The sequence below is a fragment of the Haloactinopolyspora sp. genome (assembly GCF_027324685.1).
Classification (GTDB): Bacteria; Actinomycetota; Actinomycetes; order Jiangellales; family Jiangellaceae; genus Haloactinopolyspora.
In genome coordinates, this window is record NZ_DAHVSH010000078.1 from 21,680 (window position 1) to 44,009 (window position 22,330).

22 protein-coding genes and 1 tRNA gene are annotated in these 22,330 nt (G+C 67.9%); 16 read left to right on the forward strand and 7 right to left on the reverse strand.

The window, feature by feature from the left end:
• Nucleotides 1–38 precede the first annotated feature (38 nt).
• A complete protein-coding gene (locus tag M6444_RS08545; RefSeq protein ID WP_298325567.1) occupies nt 39–620 on the forward strand; it encodes a hypothetical protein in 582 nt (193 codons plus the stop codon).
• A 110-nt stretch (nt 621–730) separates the two neighbouring features.
• Here the strand turns inward: M6444_RS08545 and M6444_RS08550 are convergent, their stop codons facing one another.
• Nucleotides 731–1,162, reverse strand: coding sequence for a pyridoxamine 5'-phosphate oxidase family protein (locus M6444_RS08550; protein WP_298325569.1), 432 nt, complete (start codon nt 1,160–1,162; stop codon nt 731–733).
• 142 nt (nt 1,163–1,304) lie between these two features.
• On the opposite strand from M6444_RS08550, the gene M6444_RS08555 reads away from it, so the two are divergent.
• On the forward strand, nt 1,305–2,192 hold the full coding sequence (locus M6444_RS08555; RefSeq protein WP_298325572.1) for a universal stress protein: 888 nt from the start codon (nt 1,305–1,307) through the stop codon (nt 2,190–2,192).
• Here M6444_RS08555 and M6444_RS08560 read toward each other — a convergent pair.
• Nucleotides 2,176–2,970: an IclR family transcriptional regulator gene (locus M6444_RS08560; RefSeq protein ID WP_298325575.1), complete on the reverse strand. Its 795-nt coding sequence runs from the start codon at nt 2,968–2,970 to the stop codon at nt 2,176–2,178. The two genes, M6444_RS08555 and M6444_RS08560, sit on opposite strands and share 17 nt — an antisense overlap.
• A gap of 911 nt (nt 2,971–3,881) precedes the next feature.
• Here M6444_RS08560 and M6444_RS08565 point away from each other — a divergent pair.
• From M6444_RS08565 to M6444_RS08605, 9 genes are all read left to right on the forward strand, one after another.
• Nucleotides 3,882–4,073: a hypothetical protein gene (locus M6444_RS08565; protein WP_298325578.1), complete on the forward strand. Its 192-nt coding sequence runs from the start codon at nt 3,882–3,884 to the stop codon at nt 4,071–4,073.
• A gap of 103 nt (nt 4,074–4,176) precedes the next feature.
• Nucleotides 4,177–5,733, forward strand: coding sequence for a histidine ammonia-lyase (gene hutH / locus M6444_RS08570; protein WP_298325580.1), 1,557 nt, complete (start codon nt 4,177–4,179; stop codon nt 5,731–5,733).
• Between the two features lie 26 nt (nt 5,734–5,759).
• Entirely contained in the window at nt 5,760–7,427 is a 1,668-nt protein-coding gene (locus M6444_RS08575) for a urocanate hydratase (protein WP_298325582.1), read from the forward strand.
• Nucleotides 7,428–7,441: 14 nt separating this feature from the next.
• Nucleotides 7,442–8,629 (forward strand): allantoate amidohydrolase, encoded by a 1,188-nt coding sequence (locus M6444_RS08580; protein ID WP_298325587.1) that lies wholly within the window; start codon nt 7,442–7,444, stop codon nt 8,627–8,629.
• A 123-nt stretch (nt 8,630–8,752) separates the two neighbouring features.
• A complete protein-coding gene (locus M6444_RS08585) occupies nt 8,753–9,292 on the forward strand; it encodes a hypothetical protein (protein WP_298325589.1) in 540 nt (179 codons plus the stop codon).
• A 78-nt stretch (nt 9,293–9,370) separates the two neighbouring features.
• Nucleotides 9,371–10,078 carry a YcnI family protein gene (locus tag M6444_RS08590; RefSeq protein WP_298325591.1) on the forward strand — a complete coding sequence of 236 codons (708 nt, stop codon included), beginning with the start codon at nt 9,371–9,373 and terminating at the stop codon, nt 10,076–10,078.
• Nucleotides 10,071–10,685 (forward strand): copper resistance CopC family protein, encoded by a 615-nt coding sequence (locus tag M6444_RS08595; protein WP_298325594.1) that lies wholly within the window; start codon nt 10,071–10,073, stop codon nt 10,683–10,685. Before M6444_RS08590 ends, M6444_RS08595 begins: the two co-directional genes overlap by 8 nt.
• Nucleotides 10,685–12,697 (forward strand): cytochrome c oxidase assembly protein, encoded by a 2,013-nt coding sequence (locus tag M6444_RS08600; protein WP_298325596.1) that lies wholly within the window; start codon nt 10,685–10,687, stop codon nt 12,695–12,697. Before M6444_RS08595 ends, M6444_RS08600 begins: the two co-directional genes overlap by 1 nt.
• A gap of 59 nt (nt 12,698–12,756) precedes the next feature.
• Nucleotides 12,757–12,829: transfer RNA gene (locus M6444_RS08605), tRNA-Phe, on the forward strand.
• Nucleotides 12,830–13,008: 179 nt separating this feature from the next.
• On the opposite strand, the gene M6444_RS08610 is transcribed toward M6444_RS08605, so the two are convergent.
• Nucleotides 13,009–13,530 (reverse strand): ATP-binding protein, encoded by a 522-nt coding sequence (locus M6444_RS08610; RefSeq protein ID WP_298325600.1) that lies wholly within the window; start codon nt 13,528–13,530, stop codon nt 13,009–13,011.
• Nucleotides 13,531–13,581: 51 nt separating this feature from the next.
• Nucleotides 13,582–14,379, reverse strand: a complete 798-nt coding sequence (locus M6444_RS08615; protein WP_298325602.1) for a GntR family transcriptional regulator — start codon at nt 14,377–14,379, stop codon at nt 13,582–13,584.
• Between the two features lie 1,057 nt (nt 14,380–15,436).
• On the opposite strand from M6444_RS08615, the gene M6444_RS08620 reads away from it, so the two are divergent.
• A complete protein-coding gene (locus tag M6444_RS08620) occupies nt 15,437–16,102 on the forward strand; it encodes a GGDEF domain-containing protein (RefSeq protein ID WP_298325603.1) in 666 nt (221 codons plus the stop codon).
• Between the two features lie 108 nt (nt 16,103–16,210).
• The gene (locus M6444_RS08625) at nt 16,211–16,822 is read left to right on the forward strand and encodes a LysE family translocator (protein WP_298325606.1); all 612 of its coding nucleotides are present in this window, start codon (nt 16,211–16,213) and stop codon (nt 16,820–16,822) included.
• A 466-nt stretch (nt 16,823–17,288) separates the two neighbouring features.
• Here the strand turns inward: M6444_RS08625 and M6444_RS08630 are convergent, their stop codons facing one another.
• A complete protein-coding gene (locus M6444_RS08630; protein ID WP_298325610.1) occupies nt 17,289–17,510 on the reverse strand; it encodes a BldC family transcriptional regulator in 222 nt (73 codons plus the stop codon).
• 189 nt (nt 17,511–17,699) lie between these two features.
• Entirely contained in the window at nt 17,700–19,277 is a 1,578-nt protein-coding gene (locus M6444_RS08635) for a DHA2 family efflux MFS transporter permease subunit (protein WP_298325662.1), read from the reverse strand.
• On the opposite strand from M6444_RS08635, the gene M6444_RS08640 reads away from it, so the two are divergent.
• The 3 genes from M6444_RS08640 (at nt 19,168) to M6444_RS08650 (ending at nt 20,894) form a co-directional block, all read left to right on the forward strand.
• Nucleotides 19,168–19,392 carry a hypothetical protein gene (locus M6444_RS08640; RefSeq protein ID WP_298325665.1) on the forward strand — a complete coding sequence of 75 codons (225 nt, stop codon included), beginning with the start codon at nt 19,168–19,170 and terminating at the stop codon, nt 19,390–19,392. The genes M6444_RS08635 and M6444_RS08640 overlap by 110 nt on opposite strands.
• Nucleotides 19,393–19,456: 64 nt before the next feature.
• A complete protein-coding gene (locus tag M6444_RS08645; protein ID WP_298325614.1) occupies nt 19,457–20,551 on the forward strand; it encodes a Glu/Leu/Phe/Val dehydrogenase dimerization domain-containing protein in 1,095 nt (364 codons plus the stop codon).
• Between the two features lie 145 nt (nt 20,552–20,696).
• Nucleotides 20,697–20,894, forward strand: a complete 198-nt coding sequence (locus M6444_RS08650) for a DUF3073 domain-containing protein (protein ID WP_298325617.1) — start codon at nt 20,697–20,699, stop codon at nt 20,892–20,894.
• 75 nt (nt 20,895–20,969) lie between these two features.
• Here the strand turns inward: M6444_RS08650 and gdhA are convergent, their stop codons facing one another.
• The gene (gdhA, locus tag M6444_RS08655) at nt 20,970–22,313 is read right to left on the reverse strand and encodes an NADP-specific glutamate dehydrogenase (protein WP_298325620.1); all 1,344 of its coding nucleotides are present in this window, start codon (nt 22,311–22,313) and stop codon (nt 20,970–20,972) included.
• Between the last annotated feature and the right edge of the window lie 17 nt (nt 22,314–22,330).

Consider the following 22,330-nt stretch of genomic DNA (forward strand, 5'->3'; position numbering starts at 1 on the left):
ACTTTGTTCGATCCACCGAGCTGAGAAGGACCCTGGTGATGATGGCGTTCGAGTCGTTGCCACGCCATGACCCCGAGACCAGTGAGTCGGCGCAGACGCACGCCGCTCCCCGACCGGCCACCACGTCCGACGTGATCGCCCCGGCCGCCGGCTACGTTCTGGGACTGCTCCGCATCGCGATCGGCTGGTACTTCCTCTGGGCCTTCCTGGACAAGACGTTCGGACTCGGCTACTCGACGCCGTCGGAGGGCGCCTGGATCGACGGAGGAAGCCCCACCACCGGATACCTCAGCGCCGTCGAAGGCCCCTTCGGTTCGCTGTTCAACGACCTCGCCGGCCAGACCTGGGTGGACTGGCTGTTCATGATCGGACTGCTGGGCATCGGTGTGGCCCTGATACTCGGCATCGGCATGTGGATCGCCGCCGGCTCGGCAGCCGTGCTGTTGCTGCTGATGTACGCCGCTTCGCTGCCGCTGGAGACCAACCCGATCATCGATGATCACGTGACACAGGCCATCACGGTGGTCGCCCTGGCGATGCTCGGCGCCGGGCGGTACCTCGGCCTCGGCCGAGCCTGGCAGCGTCTCACCGTGGTGCGTGAGCATCCGTGGCTCACGTGACCGCGAAGCCGGTCACCTGGACCGACCCCGGGCGCCGTGCCCCTCATGGCTCCCGGGGTCGCTGCTGAGTGGACCTACCGCGTCCGCGCCGAGTCGGCCGGACGAGTCGGCTAGACGGCCGTGACGGAACTTCGAATCCGGCGGCCGCGGACGATCTCGGGCACGATCCGGATGTAGTGCGGGCGCACGCCCAAGGCCCACGGTGTCAGAGCCAGCTGGCGCAGCCGCTCGAGCTCGGCGGCGTCCGCGACTGCCTCGGCTCGCCCGATCAACACGACAGACCAGCCGGTCAGACCCTCGCTGTCGTAAGAGTCCGCCTCGAACGCGACGACCGCCGAGCGCGCCGCGGCAGCGAGTTTGGAACCAATGCCGGTCCGCAGCACGATGGCGGGCCCGTCGACGACGAAATTCACCGGTTGGATAGCAGGCAGTGCAGCCTCGGTGAAGACGATGCGGCCGATGGGCACGGTTTCGAGGAGCGCGTAGCATTCCTGCGCACTCAAGGTCTCCAGCCCATCCGCTTCGAGGTCTACCGAATCCATGTGCACATGGTGACCGTTCGCGAATATCCACTGTCAGGGTCGAAGGTCCTAGGCGCCGGGTCGATCGACGGTGACGGCACCGTGTACTTCGGTCTATAACGGGTATGACCTGGCACATTGTCGACAAGAGGAGCGTGCGACTGTGTCGGACGTCATCGTCGGGGTGGATGGTTCAGCCGAGAGCGCAACGGCTTTGGAGTGGGCTGCCGATGCCGCGGCTCAACGCGGCAGTCCGCTGCGCATCATCTACGCCCTGCACATGCCGCTGGTCGTGATGCCGTTCGATCGCACGGTTCCGTTGCCGCCCAGCGACGACCTCCGTGACCGCGCCGAAGCCCTGTTGAAACACGCGCAAGAACAGGCCGAGCATCACGTTCCCGGCCTGCAGGTGCGCACCGAACTCTCGTTGCGCCCAGCCACGCCGACGCTGCTCTCCGCCTCCGAAGACGCTGACCTCGTGGTCGTAGGCAGTCGAGGGCTCGGCATGTTCGGCTCGGTGTTCCTGGGATCGGTGAGCACCCGGGTCGCGGCCCGGGCCTCGTGCCCCACGGTCGTCGTGCGGGAGGGGTCGTCCTCGCCGAACGCCGACGGCCCCGTGCTGGTCGGCGTCGACGGTTCGGTCCATGGTGCCGCTGCGATGCGCTTCGCCTTACGCGAAGCCAAGCTTCGCGACGCCCCGGTGATCGCGCTCACCGTGTACTCCGGACCGGAGTACGTCGTGACCTTGCACGACGCCAAGCTCGCCCAGCGCATCGACGACGACGCCCGCCGCGACGCCACCCGGTTGGTTGCCGATGTCCTGGAGCAGGCCCGGGAGGACGACACGGCGAACGTCGACGTCGAGCCTCGCGCGGTGCCGGGGCATCCGCCGACCGTTCTGGCCGACGCCGGCCGAGAAGCCGCGTTGACGGTGGTGGGCTCTCGTGGCCGCGGCGGGTTCCGGGGCATGCTTCTCGGCTCGGTGAGCCTGGCCGTCCTGCACCACGCCACCCACCCGGTGGCCGTCGTACGCGCTACTGACGGCGACTGACGGCGCCGCTTCCGCCTCCACCCAGGCGCCGGGTCAACTCCACAGCCGTCGCATCGACGGCGGCTGCCACCGACGACCAGTCGTCACCCTCTACCGCCTCGCGCGGGAACGTGACGGCGACCGCGGCCACCGGGTAGCCGGTGTGGTCGGTCGCAGCTGCGGCGACGGAAGCCAGGCCCGGCGTCACCTCACCGTCTTCCGTCGAATAGCCGCGCTGGCGCACGCCGCTGAGCACCCGCCGCAACTCGGACAGGCTGCGCGGCCCCGCGCCGTGCCGGTCGGCGAACGACGCCGCGTCCGGGAACAGGGCACGGACCTGTGCCGGTACCAGACCGGCCAGGATGGCGCGACCGCTGGCCGTCAGTTGGGCCGGCAGGCGCACGCCGACGTCGGTGACCAGCGAGGGTCCGCCCGGGACACGTTCCTCCAGCAGGTACAGCACCTCGCGGCCGTGCAGGACCGCCAGGTGCGCACTGTGGCGGACGTCGTCGACCAGGCGGCCCAACAGCGGCCGGGCGAGCCTGGCCAGCGGGGCTTGACGCGTATAGGCCGACCCGAGTTCGTAGGCCGCCAGCCCCAGCCCGTACCGGCGCTCCTCGTGCAGGTGCACCACGAGCCCTTCGCGTTCCAGTTCGGCGAGCAGGTGATAGACCGTGGAGCGCGGCAGGCCGAGTGCTTCTGCGATGGCCGAGGCCGGAGCCGGTCCGCCGAGCCGCGCCAGGTGCCGCACGATCCGGATCCCGTGCCGTAGCGCGGGCACCCTGCTGCTCTGCCCCATCGGCTCTCCTCGTCTGGCATCCCAGACATTACCGCCTGCCGTTAAATGATCATGTTCACTAGGCATTCGCCTGCTGCACCACCCGTGTACGCCTCTTGGTGCAGGCGAACGCCTCGTGGTGCTTCGGGGGCGTGCTGCCGTTCGTGGATGGGACGACCGTTCAGCGGCCCGCGTGGCACCGGCTGTCGGATGCCGATTCGCTGAGCTGGGCGCAGGCAGCTCGAGATGGTCGTGAAGATCGTCATGGTATGGCCGGCCGAACGAGCGGGTCACGTCCGCCGGCCGTGAAGATCGTCGTGGGAAACCTGACCGCATGAGGGGTTGTGAAGATCGTCGTGCCCCAAAGTGCGCCCTATAGCGGCATTCTCCGGCACGACGATCTTCACAACCTCCGAAACCAGCACTTCCACGCACGACGATCTTCACCATTGACCGGATCAGGTGATCCTGAGGCTCATCGCCGGATCAGCCTGGCCGAACCAGCCGGTTGTGAAGATCGTCGTGCGGCAACCCGCCGAACCAGGCAGTCGTGAAGATCGTCGTGCCCCAAAGTGCGCCCTATAGCGGCATTCTCCGGCACGACGATCTTCACGACCCCCCAAACCAGCACTTCCACGCACGACGATCTTCACGACCCCCCGAACACCAGTCGACACCTCCTGCCGCCCCAACTCCGGGCGCGGACCGCCACTCTCCAAGAGCGCATCGTGCCTGGTGAAAAACCTGTTGGCCGCAGTCGGGAGGACCGGTAGCTTCGTCAGCATGTGATTTCTCCTGGGCGCCTGTCACAGCGATTCCGCTGACGGATCTGCGCCACCGCCATCCGCACTGTCCCCAGAGCATCGGTTCATGCCGTGGCTCGTGACAGACGTAGCGGTCTGGCCATGCTCTCGAGCATCACAGGAGGTCCCATGTCTACCAACCACCACGCCCCGCACGCCGACTCCGCGGCGCCGTCGAACCGGGCTGCGCGTCGAGCGCAGCGCAAGGGCAAGGCGGCACCGATCACCCCGACGACGGCGTCGCTGAGCAAGCGCCGTGAAGTCCGGCAGAGCCAGGTGATGGCCCAGCAGCGGTTCAAGGGCCGTCGCGGCAACCGCTGAGGCACCCGACCGCTGACCCACGGCCGCGATTGTGTCTGAAATCCCAGACACAATCGCGGCCGAAGTGGTACCACCGCACGAACGACGGCGGTGCAATGTGGGTATGTCGACCACTTTCTCCGTCGCTCCCGTCGAGGTGGGCGCCGGCCCGGTGACGGCAGCCGACGTGGTCGCCGTGGCCCGCCACGACGCACCCGTGACCCTCACCGCCAGCGCACTCGACGCTATCGCCGCCGGTCGCGACGTGGTCGAGGAGCTCGCCCTCGACGACGCACCGCACTACGGCATCTCCACCGGGTTCGGCGCGCTGGCGACCCGCCACATTCCGGCCGAGCGCCGCGCCGCGCTGCAGGCGAGCCTGATCCGTTCGCATGCCGCAGGCTCGGGCGCGCAGGTGGAACGCGAAGTCGTGCGTGCGCTCATGCTGTTGCGGCTGTCCACGATCGCCACGGGCCGCACCGGCGTCCGCCCGGTCACAGCCACCCGCTATGCCGACCTGCTCAACCACCACATCACCCCGATCGTGTACGAATACGGCTCCCTGGGCTGTTCCGGCGATCTCGCGCCGCTGGCCCACTGTGCGCTGGCGCTGACCGGCGAGGGTGAGGTACACGACGCCGACGGCATCCGGCGTCCGGCCGCCGAAGCGCTGGCGGCCGCACACCTGACCCCGGTGACGCTGGCCGAGAAGGAAGGCTTGGCGCTGATCAACGGCACCGACGGGATGCTGGGCCAGCTGATCCTCGCGCTGCACGACCTCGATCTCCTCCTGACCACCGCCGACATCGCCGCCGCAATGAGCGTCGAGGCGGCACTGGGCACCGATGCCGTCTTCTCGGACGACCTGATCCGGCTCCGGCCACATCCCGGCCAGGCCGCCGCCGCGGCCAATCTGCGCGCGCTGCTCGCCGAGTCGGCCATCATGGCCAGCCACCGCACGCCGGACTGCACTCGGGTTCAGGATGCCTACGCGCTGCGCTGCTCACCCCAGGTGCACGGAGCAGCCCGCGACACCGTCGAACACGCACGCGGCGTGGCCGAACGCGAGCTCGCCGCCGTCATCGACAACCCGGTCATCACCGCCGACGGGCGAGTGGAATCCAACGGCAACTTCCACGGCGCGCCGGTCGGCTATGTGCTCGACTTCCTCGCCATCGCGGTCGCCGACGTCGCCGGTATCGCCGAGCGGCGCACCGACCGGCTGCTCGACGTCGCCCGCAACCAGGGCTTGCCGGCCTTCCTCGCCGACGATCCCGGCGTCGACTCCGGGCACATGATCGCCCAGTACACCTCGGCGGGCATCGTGTCCGAGCTCAAGCGCCTCGCCGTCCCGTCGTCGGTGGACTCCATTCCGTCGTCGGCGATGCAGGAGGACCACGTCTCGATGGGCTGGGCGGGTGCGCGCAAGCTGCGCCGGGCTGTCGACGGGCTCACCCGGGTACTCGCCATCGAGATCCTGACCGCTGCGCGTGCCCTGGACCTACGCATGCCACTGACCCCAGCGCCCGGGACCGCCGCCGTACGCGACGCGGTACGCGACGCCGTTGCCGGCCCCGGGCCCGACCGCTACGTGTCCCCCGAGATCGACGCCGTCGTCGAACGCATCCGCGCCGGTGTGATCACAACAGCAGCCGCTGACGTCGTCGGTGCGCTGCGCTGAACTCACCACCACCCAAGGAGCCGACCATGACCGAGGCCGCCGCCCGAGTCGTCCGGGCCCCACGCGGTACCGAGCTCACCGCGCGTAGCTGGCAGACCGAGGCCCCGCTGCGGATGCTGATGAACAACCTCGACCCGGAGGTCGCCGAACGCCCCGACGACCTCGTCGTCTACGGCGGCACCGGGCGCGCCGCCCGCGACTGGCGCAGTTTCGACGCCATCGTCCGTACGCTCACCACGCTCGGCGACGACGAGACGTTGCTGGTGCAGTCGGGCAAGCCGGTCGGCGTGCTGACCACTCACGAGTGGGCTCCGCGGGTGCTCATCGCCAATTCAAACCTCGTGGGCGACTGGGCGACGTGGCCGGAGTTCCGCCGCCTCGAGCAGCTCGGCCTGACGATGTACGGCCAGATGACCGCCGGGTCGTGGATCTACATCGGCACCCAGGGCATCCTGCAGGGCACCTACGAGACCCTCGCCGCGGTCGCGGCGAAACGCTTCGGCGGCACGCTGGCCGGCACGCTCACCGTCACCGGCGGCTGTGGCGGCATGGGCGGCGCGCAGCCGCTGGCGGTGACGCTCAACGGCGGGGTCTGCCTGGTCGTCGACGTCGATGCCACCCGGCTGAATCGGCGGGCCGAGCAGCGCTACCTCGACGTCGTCGCCGACGACCTGGACGACGCGGTCCGGCGGGTGGAGGCCGCCAAGGCCGACCGGCGCGCGTTGTCGGTCGGGTTGATCGGCAACTGCGCCACGGTGCTGCCCGAGCTGCTGCGCCGCGGCGTCGAGGCCGACGTCGTCACCGACCAGACCTCCGCCCACGACCCGCTGTCGTACCTGCCCGAGGGCGTGACCGTCGAGGACTGGCACGACTACGCCGCCCGCAACCCGGCCGAATTCACCGAGCGGGCCCGCGCGTCGATGGTCCGCCACGTCGAAGCGATGGTCGGCTACCTCGACGCGGGCGCGGAAGTGTTCGACTACGGCAACTCCCTGCGCGACGAGGCCCGGCAGGGCGGCTACGACCGTGCCTTCGCCTTCCCCGGCTTCGTTCCGGCCTACATCCGCCCGCTGTTCTGCCAGGGCAAGGGGCCGTTCCGGTGGGCAGCGCTGTCGGGGGACCCGCGCGACATCGCGGTGACCGACGAGGCGGTGCTCGACCTGTTCGACGACGACCACCTGGCGCGGTGGATCCGCGCGGCGCAGGAACGCGTGCCGTACCAGGGGCTGCCGGCGCGGATCTGCTGGCTCGGCTACGGCGAGCGGCACCAGGCCGGGTTGCGCTTCAACGAGCTGGTCGCCGAGGGACGGATCTCCGCACCGATCGTCATCGGCCGCGACCACCTCGATGCGGGCTCGGTCGCCTCCCCGTATCGCGAGACCGAGGCGATGGCCGACGGTTCGGATGCCATCGCCGACTGGCCGCTGCTGAACGCGCTGACCAGCGCGTCATCGGGGGCATCGTGGGTGTCGATTCATCACGGCGGTGGTGTCGGTATGGGGCGCTCGATCCACGCCGGGCAGGTCAGTGTCGCCGACGGCACCGACCTGGCCGCGGCCAAGCTCGAACGGGTCCTGACCAACGATCCCGCGACCGGGGTGCTGCGCCACGTCGATGCCGGTTACGAGGATGCGGCAGCGGTGGCCCGTGAGCGCGGCGTGCACGTCCCGATGCTCGACGAGGCGCAAGCGTGACGACACCGGCGCGTATGACCAGCACTTTCGACACGATGTGGGCCGAGTTAGAGCCGATCGGCCGGAGCGCGGACGGTGGTTACCACCGGTTCGCCTGGACCGCCGAGGACGCCGCGCTCCGCGAGTGGTTCGCCGCCGAGGCGGCGCGGCGGGGCATGAGCTGCGTCGTCGACCGGGCGGGCAACCAGTGGGCCTGGTGGGGCGATCCGGACGCCGACGGGCCCGGCGTCGTCACCGGCAGCCACCTCGACTCCGTCCCCGGTGGCGGTGCGTTCGACGGACCGCTGGGTGTCGTGTCGGCCTTCGCTGCCGTGGACCTCCTGCGCGAGCAGGGGTGGACGCCGTCGCGACCGATCGGCATCGCCGCGTTCGCCGACGAGGAAGGTGCGCGGTTCGGCGTCGCCTGCACCGGGTCGCGGCTGCTGACCGGCGCCCTGCCCGTCGAGCGGGCGCTGGCGCTCACCGACGCCGACGGCGTCACCCTGGCCGAGGCGGTGACCCGCGCAGGGTCGGACGCCGCGTCGCTGGGCCCGGACGCCGAAGCGCTACGCCGCGTCGCGACGTTCGTCGAACTGCACGTGGAGCAGGGCCGTGGCTTGATCCACCTCGACCGTCCCGTTGGCGTGGCCAGCGGCATCTGGCCGCACGGCCGATGGCGAGTCACGCTGACCGGGGCGGCCAACCACGCGGGGACCACCCCGCTGGACGAACGCCGCGACCCGATGCTCGACCTGGCCACCTTGATCCAGGTCGCCCGCCAGGCGGCGGCGCAGCATGGCGCGCTCGCGACGGTGGGCAAGGTCGAGGTGACGCCCAACGGCGTCAACGCCATCCCCTCCCAGGTGCGCGCCTGGCTGGACTGCCGGGCCCGCGAGGAAGCCGCCGTCCACGCCGTCGTGAGTGAGCTGGCTGGGTTCACGCCCACTGGAGAGTCGTGGACACCACCGACGGTGTTCGACGCCGCCTTGGCCGCACGAGTCGCAGCCGCTGCGGGCGAACCGGACGCTCCGGCACCGCTGCTGGACACCGGCGCTGGACATGACGCCGGGATCTTCCACGCAGCCGGAATCCCAACCGCAATGCTGTTCGTCCGCAATCCGACCGGCATCTCGCACGCGCCGGCGGAGTTCGCCGAGCGCGACGACTGCCTGGCCGGTGTCCGAGCTCTCGCCGCAACCCTCGCCAACCTGACGTCGAAATGATCATGTTCACTTGGCGAATCCCTGCCGCACCACCCGTGCACGCCTCGTGAGGCGCCACAACGCCTGGTGGTGCGACGAACGCCTGCCGACATCAGCCGTCCGGACGGTGGATACAGTGGCAGTGTGCGTGGATTGGGACGTGGCCGAGCGCGGGTGACGCGCGGGCTCACCATGTCCGCAGCCTGTCTGTTCCTACCGACTGCGGCACATGTCGCCGCCGGGGGCGCCATGCCCACCCACGCGGGGTTCATCCTCGTCGCGGCGTTGCTCAGCATCGCCTGTGTCGGCCTGGCCGACCGACGCCGCTCCCCGGCCGAGATCGGTGCGCTCCTGCTGGCGTCCCAACCGCTGCTGCACGTCCTGCTGGTACTCGCCGGCCACCATGACACCGCCATCGTGCCCGACCACGCGATGCTCATCGCCCACGTCGTCGCCGCCGGTGTGCTCACGGTAGTGCTGTCCGGCGCCGAAGCCGTCGCCTGGTCGATGGCGGCGCTGTCGGAAACGATCCTGCTGACCCGGGTTCGACGGCTCCTGGTCGAGCCGGGCCAGCCGTGGCGCGCCCACGCGCTGCACACGCCGCGTCGCGCTCCGGCGCCGCACGTCGTTCTGCTGATGACCGCCACGCCGTGGCGCGGCCCACCAGCCCCTGCGCACAGCTGACGACACCCACCGCTGTGGGCCGAAGGCGGCACGCCTGCTCGGCCTGGCGGATTCATCATCGTGCGTAAGGGACTTTTCATGACCATGTTTTCTCGTGCGCTCACGCGCGTCGGGCTCGCCGCGGGCGGCGTCGCCGTCGTCACCGTGGCCTCCGCGGCAGCCGCTGCCGCTCATGTCACCATCCACCCGGACACCGACGCCGCGGGCTCGTGGACCAAGATCACCGTCCGGGTACCGAACGAATCCGACACCGCCGGGACCACCGCCGTACGCCTGGACCTCCCCGCGGACACGCCGTTCCCGTCCGTTCGCGTCCAGCCGCATCCCGGCTGGACGGCCGAACTCACCACCGAACAGTTTCCCGAACCGGTCGAGGTTGGTGACTACACGCTCGAGGAGGCCGTCACGTCGGTGACGTGGACCGCCGACGACGGCGTCAGCATCGGGCCGGAGGAGTTCGACGAGTTCGCCATCTCCGTCGGGCCGCTGCCCGAGCCCGGCACGTACTTGTTCCCGGCCATCCAGACCTACGACGACGGCGAGGTCGTCCGGTGGGACATGGAGCCCGCCGACGACGAGCCCGCGCGGCCGGCACCGGCGTTGACCGTCGTCGAGGCAGACGAGACAGCCGGCTCCGGCGGTGGGCATGGCCACGATGACCAGGCCACGACCAGCGACGTCAGCACGTCGGACGATCTCGCTCGCGGCGTCGGCATCGGCGGCGTCGTGGTCGGCGCAGCCGGCCTCGGTCTCGGGGCAGCGGCGATCAGGCGGCGACGTGCGTAGGTTCGCTACAGCCGTTGCCGCAGCGATGCTTGCCGGGCTCGCCATCGGTGGGCCCGGCGCGTCGCCGGCCGCAGCCCATGACGTTCTGGTGGGGTCGTCGCCCGAGGACGGCGCCACCGTCACCGAGGCGCCCGACGCCGTGACGCTGACGTTCAACAACGCCATTCAGGACCGCTTCGCGCAGGTGGCGGTCCTCGACGCCGACGAGACGCCGGTCCAGGACGGCGAAGCGCAGGTCAGCGGCCCCACCGTCACCCAGCCCGTCGGTGAGCTACCCGACGGTGACTACACGATCTCGTATCGGATCGTCTCGTCCGATGGCCATCCGGTCAGCGGCGAGTTGACGTTCACGGTCAGTGCGGGCGGTTCGGCCGACGAAGCCGCACCACCCACAGACACCCCGGCCAGTGAGCCGCCGACCGACGACGAGCCTGCCGACGCCGAGAGCGACGCCGCCGAACCCGCAAGCGCGGACGACAGCGGGGGCGGACCCAGCACGCTGGTCGTCGTCCTCGTGGTGGCGCTCGCCGCCCTGGTGGTCGCGGGGGTCACCTTCGTCGCAGTCGGTGGTCGCCGCGGCGGGGACACGGAGGACACTGGTTCTTGATGACGACGACAGCACGATCGACGACCGCCGACGCACCGCCGACGCGACGATGGGGCGCCGCGGCGGCCGGTGTGGCTGTCGTCGTGCTGGTCGTTGCGTTGTACCTCGGTGGTGGCGGCACGACGCCGTCGGTTCCCGGGCTGGGTGATCCCGGCGAGCTGACCCGGTGGGGACTGCCGATTGCGAAGGCGGTACTCGACGGGTCGGCGGCTGTGGTGATCGGCATGCTCGGGCTGGCGACCGTGCTGCCGGTCCGCAACGGTGAGCTCGGTGGCGACGCGTTACGCGCACTGCGGGCTGCCTCGTGGGCGGCGCTCGTGCTGGCGGGCGCCGCCGCCACCGTGCACCTGCTGACTCTGTCCGATCTCGTCGGGCGCCCGCTCGGTGAGGCGCTGGCCGGTCAAGCGTTCACGTCATACACCGGCAGCGTCATCCAGGGCCAGGCCTACGCCGCCGTGTTCGTCCTGGCCTTGACGATCGTCCCGGCGGCCCGGCTCACCGTCGGGCACGGCGGTGCGATCGCTCTGCTGTGTCTGGGCATCGGGACACTCGTGCCGTTGGGCCTGATCGGGCATTCCTCGTCAGGCGACTACCACCATTCGGCCACCATCTCGCTGCTGGTGCACCTGATCGCGATGGCGCTGTGGGTCGGGGGTCTCATCGCCGTCGCCTGGTACGCCGGACGGCGTGGGCGGGAGTTGCCGCGCGCCGCGCGGGCGTTCTCCGCGGTGGCGTTGGGCTGCTTCGTGCTCGTCGGCGCCAGCGGCGTGGTGAACGCGTGGGTCCGGTTCAACTCGATCACCGAGGTGTTCACGACCAGCTACGGCCTGATCATGTTCGGGAAGATCGTGGCACTGGTCGCCCTCGGCGTCGTCGGATACATGCACCGCAACCGGACATTGCCGGTGCTGGAAGCCGGGCGGCGGGGTGCCTTCCGGCGGCTGGCTGCCGGTGAGATCGTCATCATGGGCGCAGCCGTCGGCCTGGCGGTGGCCTTGAGCCGGTCACAACCGCCGGTCCCGGACACGCCGGCCGTGCTCACCCCGGCCCGCGACCTGCTCGGCTATCCGCTGCCGCCGGAATTCAGCGTCAGCCGCATCTTCACCGAGATCTACCCGGACGCGCTGTTCTCGATCGGCTGCCTGTGCGCATTCCTGCTGTACGCGGGCGGGGTGTGGCGCTTGCATCGCCGCGGCGACCGCTGGCCGGTCGGCCGCACGATCGCCTGGATGTCCGGCATCGCGATCGTCGCTTTCGCCGGTCTGTCCGGACTGCAGACCTACGGCATGACGATGATGTCGGTGCACATGGTCCAGCACATGACGCTGATGATGGTGTGCCCCATCCTTCTGGTGCTCGGCGGCCCGATCACCCTCGCCCTACGCGCCATCGGGCCAGCCCGTCGAGGCGACATCGGCCCACGCGAGATCATCCTCGCCGTCCTGAACAGCCGGGTGGTGCGTGTGCTCACCAACCCGCTGGTGGCGTTGACGCTGTTCGCGACCGGCTCGTTCATGGTCTACTTCAGCGGCCTGTTCGAGGCTGCGATGCGCGAGCACACCGGCCACCTGCTCATGAGCATGCACTTCCTGCTGGTGGGCTACCTCTTCTTCGAGATCCTGATCGGCATCGACCCGCTGCCCAAACGTCCCCCGTACCCGGCGAGAGTCGTCGTACATCTGCTCGCTGTCGCGATGCATGGGTTCTTCGGGTTGGCGTTGATGGAGTCGTCGCAGCTGATCGCCGGCGACTACTACCGCGACCTTCGCGACGGCATCGGGTGGCTGCCGGACACCCTCGCCGACCAGACGTTGGCCGGCCAGATCACGTGGGCCACCGGCGAGGTCCCCGGTGTCATCGTGATCATCATCCTGTTCGTCCAGTGGTATCGCTCCGACGAACGCGAAGCCCGCCGTTTCGACCGGCGCGAGGGTGACGACGAAGCCGAGCGGGCGGCCTACAACGCCTACCTCGCCCGGTTGGAGAAGGAGGCACAGCGGCGCGGCGAGTGATCTCCCCCGCGATTTCACCCGTACGCCGCCTGTCAGCTAAACTCGTCACGCCACACCGAGGACAGGTAGCTCAGTTGGAAGAGCGTCCGCCTGAAAAGCGGAAGGTCGGCGGATCGAACCCGCCCCTGTCCACCGTTTCACCAGCGTCGATACCGGGCGCTGGCTAGCGTGCACCGGTGTCGTTTCATCTTTTCTTGGTCGCACGCGCATGGCACATCGCGCGTTGGGCCCGGTGCCAAGCGATATATGCGGGCGAGGCAGCATGCGATGCGGGTGCCTGAGGCAGCGCGCTGCATGGCACGGCCTAGGCCTCAGACGGCTCTGTACGAATCCTGGTCGATCACTTCCTCGCCTTCGCCGTCCGGTTCTTCGAAGCCCGCCAGATACTGCTCGAGTACCTGGTCCGTGATCGGGAACGCAGCGTTGGCGTCGAACCGGCCAGCTCGCTCCTTGAGTCGCCGGCGCACTTCGTCGGCATTGACCTTGAGGTAGATCAGTCGCCACGTGCCACCGGCCCGCTCGACGAGTGACTTGTACTGGTCTCGACGTGCGCGCTGCCAGAAGCTGAAATCGACGACAACGTCTCGACCATCGGTGACCAGCCGAACCAGTCGCTCACGCAGTGCGGTCTCAGCCTCGCCCTGGAGCCTCTCGTACTCCTGTGGCTCGTAATCGATCCCGTACCGCCCAGCGTGCTGCCAGATGTGTTCGTCGATCGACAGCCGGGTGTAGCCGGAGGCCTCTAAGCGCTTGGCGTACGTCGTCTTGCCGGAACCAGCCACTCCACACAGAAGGACGACCTTCGACCGCGACCCGGTCGGGCAAGGACACATGGGACAACCCTAGGGCCGCCTCGTCTTGCGACGCGCACACGCGAGACGGAATTAGATGGTGGCGGGGTCACTATCGCCGTCAGGGACTGTGAACTGATACGCCAGGACGTACCGGTCTCCCGGGATGATGATGTTGGCGACCTCGACCGGCCGCCCGTCCGTCATGAGAGTTCGCCAGATGTCGAAGACCTGCACCCCGGCTGGAATTTCGAGAGTGTCGGCTTCTTCCTGGAACGGTGGTCGGATTGCGACTTCCTCGCTCACATGTGTGATGCGGACGCCGATCGAGTCCATGCGGGCGATGACGCCGGCCCCAGCCATCGGTCCATCCTCGGGCACTTCGACGGCCGTTCCCTCGGTGATGTTCAGAGGCTCGTAGGAGATCGAGGTCTGTATTGGACGCTCGTTGGCGAGGAATCTGTAGTGAGTGCGCATCACGGCACTGCCGATCGTGATCTTCAAACGCTCGGCGATGTCGGGCGGCGCCGTGGTCTTCTCACTGTCGGCTTCGACTCTAGGGTTCATTCCAGCCGCGCGCGCCTCGGTGGCGAACTCGCCAGCCGCCTTGGTCCGTCGGTAGCGGCGGGGCCGACGTTCGAGGCGTCGCCGGTCGGCGACGAAGGTGCCCACCTTCGGGATCTTCGTAATGAGTCCCAGGTTCGCTACAGCCGCGAGAGCTTCGCGCGCTGTCCACCGCGCGACTCCGTACCGGTCCATGAGGACGTTCTCACCGGGCACCCGGTCCCCCGGCCGCAGGTCGCCAGACTCTATGGCCTGTCGGAGCACAGCCGCGATCTGCTGATTCTTGGGCCGCTGGTCTTTGGGATCGAGTTCGGGCAGGTGGTTCATACCGACCATCCTTCCCGTGTTTCTCCGGAGAACACAATACGTTCTGGACTAGAACCTTGCCTTCTCCGGAGATGAGCGATATATCTATACGTCAACTTCTCCGGAGAAGTTGTTCTGACGAGCCCAGGCACGTAAACCGCACCTGTGGGTGGTGTGGTCGATGGAGGCGCATACCGGACTGATTGTTCGGGAGGCAAACCGCGGTGAGCCGGCCGGCGCTGGCAGAAGGCAAGCAGTCAGATGAAGCCCGTAGCGACTGTCACTGCTCCGGTTGGTCTTGGCAGATGAGATGGCCGGATTTGCATGCACGTACACCACCGGTGCAATCGCCGATCTGTTGGTGAAACAGATGGTGACCACGAGAGGGGCAGAGATGATCACAGAGACGGTAGGTTCGAGGACCGAATCGGAAGGCGGTGCATTGACCGATGCCCACCACGCAGAACCGGCTACTCGAAGCTGCGTTGTCGTACACACGACGCGGGATGCCCGTGACTCCTGCCAGCGGAATGGTCCGCCGAAGTGGACTTCGAACCTGGCTTTCGCCTGGCCAACGATGGCAGTGCGCGTGCGGGACAGAGCCGTGCATCAGTCCCGGCGATCACCCGCTCCCCGAGACGCAGCGATCATCACCCCTAAGGACCCTCGCCGACATCGAGGCAGCGTGGACGGGTCCAACGCCACCGAACGTGATGATCGGCCCATCGCCAACGGTCGATCTCTGGTGTACCGCGCGAGATCGGAGCCCTGGGAATGCGATATCTGGAGCAGAGCGGCCCACAAATCTGGCCGCCAGTCATGCGCCAGCCGAACGGGCGGTGGCTCATGGCAACCGCTTCATTGTCCGGCCCGGTCCCTCAGATCAAGGCGCACAACAGCGCAGTGAGCCGACTGGCCTCCGATGCCACCGTGCTGGCACCACCGTCGCGTCTACCGTCGGGAAAGGTCCGCTGGCTGTGGTCGCAGCGATTTCCTCATACGCCGTTGCCCGAAGCTTGGCCGGTGCTGTCAGCGCTGGCCACTGCCGCGGATCGGCTACACCCGTGGGAAGTGCGCGATGAAACCAGTCTGGCGACGCAGTCTGGATCGTGAGGCCGATCGCTCGAGACGATTTCCGCCGCCCGACCAAGGGCGCCTGCGAGTCGAAGCCCGGGACGACCCAATCACGGGATTGGTGGCGTGGACCAACTTCTACCCTGCCTTGCCGGAGATGCTGGCAACCGAGTGCCGGGCTCGAAGGACCGTCGGACTCGCGATCGGGGACGTGGACAATCTCAAGGCCTACGTCGAAGACGCCAACTCGGTCGACGTCGAGTCCTTCGGGCATCTTGCCGGGAACGCGCTGATGAGACGACTTGGGACGGTGGCACGATGCTGGCTGCATGAAGCTGGTCCCAACCATGCCTGCATGGCGACCTTCGGCGGCGACGAACTGGTCCTTGTCGCAGAGACCGGGAGTGGCCGCGAGTTCGACGACGACGTAAACAGCCTGCGCGATGCACTGTGCACCGCGCTCCCGTGCACGGTTTCGTTCAGCACGGCCGTCGTCACCGCGGACCACGCGCCGCCAGGAGCTGGTGCCGAACGGTGGAGAGAGTTCACCACACATGCGATTGCACGCGTCGATCGTGCGCTGTTCAATCACAAGAAAGCTCGTCGCGACGATCCCGATCTCATACCAGCAGGCTTCGTCGCGCCAGCCACGCTCAGCACCCGTGTCTGATTTCGCCCCGGCTGAGCATCGTCGGTACCGGCAGGCCGTTTCAGAGCAGCCGGAAAGCGGTAGAGTACCGCGTGCTAGGAGGGTGGCCGGATCGAGGGAGCAGCAACCGTGAGCATCGAGTTCCTCGTCACGTCACTGATCGTCGTCGCCATTCCGGGCACCGGCGTGCTGTACACGATGGCCGCCGGACTCTCGCGCGGCGCAAGGGCAAGTGTCGTGGCGGCGGTTGGATGCACGCTGGGCATCGTTCCCCACATGGTCGCGGCCATCACCGGCCTGGCCGCCCTGCTGCACACGAGCGCGACCGCATTCCAGGTCCTCAAGTACCTGGGTGTGGCCTACCTACTGTTCATGGCGTGGAGCACTCTGCGCGACACGGGTGCGTTCACTGCCGAGGCAGAGGCCGCGCCTCGATCCATCGCGAAGGTGATCGGCTCGGGCATTCTCATCAACATCCTCAACCCGAAGCTCACGATCTTCTTCTTCGCTTTCCTGCCGCAATTCGTCAGCATCGGAGCGCCCGGCGCGTTGCCGCGAATGGTCGAACTGAGTGCGGTCTTCATGGCGCTGACGTTCGTGGTGTTCGTCGGGTACGGCAAGCTCGCCGCAGTGGTCCGCTCTCACGTCCTCTCGCGCCCGCGCGTCATGGCGTGGATGCGCCGCACCTTCGCGGGCGCGTTCGTCGCGCTCAGCGCCCGGCTCGCCATCGCGCAGCAATGACCATCGAGCAGACTGCGACGATGTCCGAGCAGTTGCCAACCGTGTGGGTGTTGGCTCCGCACGCAACAACGCCCACCAGTTCAGTGCCGCGTATCGACGTTGACGAACGTCCGCGCTAGACCGGCCGGGAGCATCACAACGAGCTCGACCAGCCGAACATGTACGAGGTGAATCTGATTGCTGACTCGGACACGGGCGGCGATTCAGATCCCCGCCGCCCGTGTCGACGTCTGGCGGCTTCTCGGTGTGCTCGATCACGTCGAATCCTCGAAAGGACGACGGTTGATCGCACCTGCGACGCCGACCACTGCCCGTGTGATCCGCGCCTGACGAATCACACATGTTTCACGCGATGACGCGCACTGCCCCCTACCGGCCCGCCGCCTACGGGCCCGACCTTTGACTTCACCAAACACCGCTCGACACTCGCCAGGCGCGAGTACCTTGCCGAGCGGGCCTCACCCCTTCAGAGCTCGCCGACCTCAACGCGCTCCACAGCCGGGCCCTGCCCGTTGAGAAGCGCCCTGACCTCGGACTCACGGTACCGCCGGTGGCCACCGAGAGTCCGGATCGACGTGAGCTTGCCGGCCTTGGCCCACCGCGTCACAGTCTTTGGATCCACCCGGAACATTGCCGCCACCTCGGCAGGAGTGAGGAGGGGCTCGGCGTCTTGTGTCCTGGTCGCCATCGTCACCTCCTTAGAACCACAGCGGGTCGTTCCCGCCGCACGGGATATTTCACCGCATAACCAACCGCGAGGGGCACCGCCGTACGGTTGGACTCAATCGTCCATTCGGACGATGTCGCCCATGGCGTACGCAAGCCTACGTAAGGTTGACGTAAGCCGCGAACCAACCCAAGTCGTGTCAGGTCGGACTCAGTCAGCATGGGAGGTCGTCCCGGCGCCGACACCCTCGCCCGACGCGCCACGCCCCGTTCGCCTCCGCTTGACTGCCAGACACAGCACGGCACCACAAGCCACCGAAGCGATCGGAACGATCAACGTCGCCTTCATCGCATCAACATAGCCCTGAACGAACACATCGTGGGCCATTTCGCCGATCTTTCGCACGACTTCTTCCGGAACTCCCGGTGGAAGAGCTATGTCAATACCGTCCTGACCCGCGCTGACCTGCAGACCTCCCTCTGCGGCGCGGGAAAAACTCTGGACGAAAGGTTCACGTTCGGGCGACGGCAATTCAGTTGCAGCGTCAATCGCTTCGGCGTGAAGGCTGGCGGAAAGGCGGCTTTGCAACACCGCACCGACGACGGCACTACCCATCACCTGCCCCATCTGCCGGGTGGTGTTGAGCACGCCCGAAGCCGCGCCGGCGACCGTGTCACGCACGTTCCGCATCGCCACGGTGTTCATGGGCGCGAACAGGCAGCCGAGCCCGAAACCGGCGACGAGCAGCCACGGCAGGAAGACCGACCAAGTAGCGTCCGCACTGGCCACCAGCAGGAAGCCGGTGATGCCGCCACCGAACAGCGACAGGCCGCTCATCAGGATGAACTTGCCGCCGATCCGGTCGGTCAGCCGGCCGGCGAACGGCGACACCAGCAACGACATCCCCGACAGCGGCGCCATGGTCAGCCCGGCTTCCAAGGCGCTGAACTCGAGCACATCCTGCAGATAGATCGTCACCGGCAGGAAGGTTCCGATCATCGCGATGGAGACCAGGGCCGCGACGCCGTTCATGATCGAATAATTGCGGTCACCGAACAGCGTGAACGGGATGAGCGGCTCGTGCTGCTGCCGACGGGCCTGCACCAGCAGGAAGACGGCGCTGAGCACCACGCCCACCACCAGCAACGCCGGAATGGAGACGAACTTCCACACCTGGCCCCAGCCGAACCGCTCCCCTTCGACCAGCGCGAAGGTCACGCAGACCAGCGCGACGCTCGCGAGGAGCACGCCAGGCAGGTCGAGCGAACGCTGCGCCCGTCGACCCCGCTCCGGGATGATCTGCCACGCCATGACGAACACGAGGACACCGATGGGGATGTTGACGAAGAAGATCCACGGCCAGTCCCCGACGGTGACCAGTAGCCCGCCGAGCGTCGGCCCGGCCACGGTGGCCGCTCCTCCGACAGCTCCCCAGATCCCGAAGGCGGCGCCGCGCTTGTGCGGTGGGAACGTCGTGATGAGCAACGCCGACGTCTGCGGCAGGAGGATGGCCGCGCCCACGCCCTGGGCCACCCGGGCCGCGATGAGCGCGGCCGGCCCGGGAGCCAGACCGCACGCCAGCGACGACGCGGTGAACACCGCGATACCGAGCATGAACATCTTGCGCTGTCCGCGCATGTCGCCCAGCCGCCCGGTCGTGATGACGAGGACGGCGAGCATGATCACGTACGCGTTGATGACCCAGAGGATCTCGTCCAACGACGCGACCAGGCCGGACATCATGCTCGGGATCGCGATGTTGACGATCGTGACGTCGAGCAGCGTCATGAAGAAGCCGAGACACAGCGTCAGCAGAATCGCCCAGGGATTGCCACGCCAGCGTTTCATCGTGGCCTCCTTGATCCACCCCTCCGGGCGTTCCTGCCCCTGCGCGCAACACTAGAGTGAATGCGACATCGTCGTCGCCCGCACCACCCCGCGGGCCCGGACGTGAAAGGGTCGCCACCATGACCGACGCGTCGCCACTGGTTTTCGCTCGCACCACCGGGCACGAACAGGTGGTCTTCTGCCAGGACGCAGCCAGCGGGCTGCGGGCCATCATCGCCATCCACTCCACAGCTCTCGGGCCGTCGCTCGGCGGCACCCGGTTCTATCCGTACGGCTCCGAGCAGGCCGCGCTCGACGACGTCCTGCACTTGTCGCAGGGCATGACGTACAAGAACGCCTTGGCCGGGCTTGATCACGGCGGCGGCAAGGCCGTCATCATCGGCGACCCTCGCCTGCACAAGACCGAGACCTTGCTGCGCGCGTACGGGCGGTTCGTCGAGTCGCTGGGTGGGCGCTACATCACCGCGTGCGATGTCGGCACCTACGTGGCCGACATGGACGTCATCGCCCGCGAGTGCCAGTACGTCACCGGCCGCTCGCCGGCCGAGGGCGGTGCCGGCGACTCCAGCGTGCTGACGTCGTTCGGCGTGTACCAGGGCATGCGCGCGTGCGCCCAGCACCTGTGGAACACCACCAGCCTGGCTGGACGCAAGATCGGCATCACCGGCGTCGGCAAGGTCGGGTCCAAACTCGCCGGACTGCTGGTCGAGGACGGCGCCTCCGTGGTGGTCACTGACGTCTCACCGTCGGCGCTGGCCAGCGTGCGTGAAGCGCACCCCGAGGTCGAGGTGGTCGACGACACCGAGGCCCTGCTGCGTGCAGGCATCGACGTGTACGCGCCCTGCGCCCTCGGCGGTGCGCTCGACGACGACGTGGTCAAGGCCTTGGTCACCGGCGGTGTCTCGGCGGTGTGCGGTGCGGCGAACAACCAACTGGAGCACCCAGGCATCGAGAAGAGCCTCGACGGCTCCGGTGTCCTGTATGCGCCGGACTACGTGGTCAACGCCGGTGGCGTCATCCAGGTCGCCGACGAACTACACGGCTTCTCATTCGAACGCGCCAAGAACAAGGCGGCACGCATCTTCGACACGACCCGCGAGATCTTCACTTTGGCCGCCGGCGACGGCGTCCCACCGGCCGTCGCCGCCGACCGGCTCGCCGAGCGGCGGATCGCCGACGTAGCCCGCCTGAGGGACATTCACCTGCATAGATGACGACTCGCGGACTCGCTGTCCACCCGGATGAGGCGGAACAGCGCCGGCTCCTGTACCGTTATAGGTACGAGCAGATGTCATTCGAAGGGAAACGAGGGCGTCCGGATTGCTGGCCGCCCCAGTTTTGTGCGAGGGGGTCGACCCTATGGGGCGCGGCCGGGCCAAGGCCAAGCAGACGAAGGTCGCCCGTCGGTTGAAGTACCAAACGCTTGACACCGACTTCGACGCGTTGCAGCGAGAGTTGGGAACCGACGGCGACCGTGGCAACGACGACACCGAGGCCGACGACTACTCGCAGTACGTCGCAGACGAGGACGACGAGCCTCGTCGGCACGCGGGTTGACGAAGCCACGTACGACGATCGGGCACTGCCGGGCGGGGCGTACCCAAGCCCGGCAGACCCGGTCACCGTGCGGCGTCACACGACGCCGAATGCCGCCATGGCTTCTGCCACCCGGGTGAATCCGGCGATGTTCGCACCCAGAACGTAGTCGCCAGGCCGCCCGTACTCTTCCGCGGTCTCGTGACACGTCTCATGGATGTCGCGCATGATCTGGCGCAATCGCTCCTCGGTGTGCTCGAACGTCCACGAGTCACGTGAGGCGTTCTGCTGCATCTCCAGGGCGCTGGTGGCCACGCCGCCGGCGTTGGCGGCCTTCCCGGGCCCGAACGCGACCCCGTTCTCACGGAAGGTCCGGACGGCCTCGCGCGTACACGGCATGTTGGCGCCTTCGGCGACAGCCTTGACGCCGTTGGCGACCAGCTTCTTGGCCGCCGACTCATCGAGTTCGTTCTGCGTGGCACACGGCAGAGCGACCTCGCACGGCACGTCCCAGACCGAGCCGTCCGACACGAAGGTCGCCTCGGGGCGCTCCCGGAGGTAGTCGCTGATTCGACCGCGCTCGACCTCTTTGATCTGCTTGAGCAGGTCGACATCGATCCCCTTGTGATCGACGACGTAGCCGCTGGAGTCCGAGCACGCGACGACATTGCCGCCCAGTTGCCGGATCTTCTCCATCGCATAGATCGCCACGTTGCCGGAGCCGGACACCACGACGTCGAGGCCTTCCAAGGCGGTGCCGGTCGCGGCGAGCATCTCGTTGACGAAGTAGGCCGTGCCGTACCCGGTGGCCTCGGTCCGCACTTGCGCTCCGCCCCACACGAGCCCCTTGCCGGTGATGACCCCGGACTCGTACCGGTTGGTGATCCGCTTGTACTGGCCGAACATGAAGCCCAACTCGCGGCTGCCGACGCCGACGTCGCCCGCCGGCACGTCGGTGTACTCACCGAGATGCCGGTAGAGCTCGGTCATGAACGACTGGCAGAACCGCATGACCTCGCCGTTGGAGCGTCCCTTCGGGTCGAAGTCGGCGCCTCCTTTGCCGCCACCGATCGGCAGCCCGGTCAGTGAGTTCTTGAAGATCTGCTCGAACCCGAGAAACTTCACGATGCCGAGGTTGACCGACGGGTGGAAGCGGATGCCTCCCTTGTAGGGGCCGAGCGCGGAGTTGAACTCGACCCGGAAACCTCGGTTGACCTGCACCTCACCGGAGTCGTCGACCCACGGCACCCGGAAGATGATCTGTCGCTCCGGCTCACATATCGTCTCGATGAGCTTCGCGTCAGCGTATTCGGGATGCTTGTGGACGACGGGGGCGAGCGATTCCAGCACCTCTCGCACCGCCTGATGGAATTCCGTTTCGGCCGGATTGCGCCGGACGACCTCGGCTTCCAGCGATGACAGATCAGCAGCAGGGGGCATGTACGACTCCTCATGAG

Bases quoted from the DNA above. Each gene is read 5' to 3' on its own strand.
- M6444_RS08545 (WP_298325567.1), top strand. From the start codon at position 39: ATGATGGCGTTCGAGTCGTTGCCACGCCATGACCCCGAGACCAGTGAG.
- M6444_RS08550 (WP_298325569.1), bottom strand. From the start codon at position 1,162: ATGGATTCGGTAGACCTCGAAGCGGATGGGCTGGAGACCTTGAGTGCG.
- M6444_RS08560 (WP_298325575.1), bottom strand. From the start codon at position 2,970: ATGGGGCAGAGCAGCAGGGTGCCCGCGCTACGGCACGGGATCCGGATC.
- M6444_RS08565 (WP_298325578.1), top strand. From the start codon at position 3,882: ATGTCTACCAACCACCACGCCCCGCACGCCGACTCCGCGGCGCCGTCG.
- hutH (WP_298325580.1), top strand. From the start codon at position 4,177: ATGTCGACCACTTTCTCCGTCGCTCCCGTCGAGGTGGGCGCCGGCCCG.
- M6444_RS08575 (WP_298325582.1), top strand. From the start codon at position 5,760: ATGACCGAGGCCGCCGCCCGAGTCGTCCGGGCCCCACGCGGTACCGAG.
- M6444_RS08580 (WP_298325587.1), top strand. From the start codon at position 7,442: ATGACCAGCACTTTCGACACGATGTGGGCCGAGTTAGAGCCGATCGGC.
- M6444_RS08590 (WP_298325591.1), top strand. From the start codon at position 9,371: ATGACCATGTTTTCTCGTGCGCTCACGCGCGTCGGGCTCGCCGCGGGC.
- M6444_RS08600 (WP_298325596.1), top strand. From the start codon at position 10,685: ATGACGACGACAGCACGATCGACGACCGCCGACGCACCGCCGACGCGA.
- M6444_RS08610 (WP_298325600.1), bottom strand. From the start codon at position 13,530: ATGTGTCCTTGCCCGACCGGGTCGCGGTCGAAGGTCGTCCTTCTGTGT.
- M6444_RS08615 (WP_298325602.1), bottom strand. From the start codon at position 14,379: ATGAACCACCTGCCCGAACTCGATCCCAAAGACCAGCGGCCCAAGAAT.
- M6444_RS08620 (WP_298325603.1), top strand. From the start codon at position 15,437: ATGAAACCAGTCTGGCGACGCAGTCTGGATCGTGAGGCCGATCGCTCG.
- M6444_RS08630 (WP_298325610.1), bottom strand. From the start codon at position 17,510: ATGGCGACCAGGACACAAGACGCCGAGCCCCTCCTCACTCCTGCCGAG.
- M6444_RS08640 (WP_298325665.1), top strand. From the start codon at position 19,168: ATGATCACGTACGCGTTGATGACCCAGAGGATCTCGTCCAACGACGCG.
- M6444_RS08635 (WP_298325662.1), bottom strand. From the start codon at position 19,277: ATGACGCTGCTCGACGTCACGATCGTCAACATCGCGATCCCGAGCATG.
- M6444_RS08645 (WP_298325614.1), top strand. From the start codon at position 19,457: ATGACCGACGCGTCGCCACTGGTTTTCGCTCGCACCACCGGGCACGAA.
- M6444_RS08650 (WP_298325617.1), top strand. From the start codon at position 20,697: ATGGGGCGCGGCCGGGCCAAGGCCAAGCAGACGAAGGTCGCCCGTCGG.
- gdhA (WP_298325620.1), bottom strand. From the start codon at position 22,313: ATGCCCCCTGCTGCTGATCTGTCATCGCTGGAAGCCGAGGTCGTCCGG.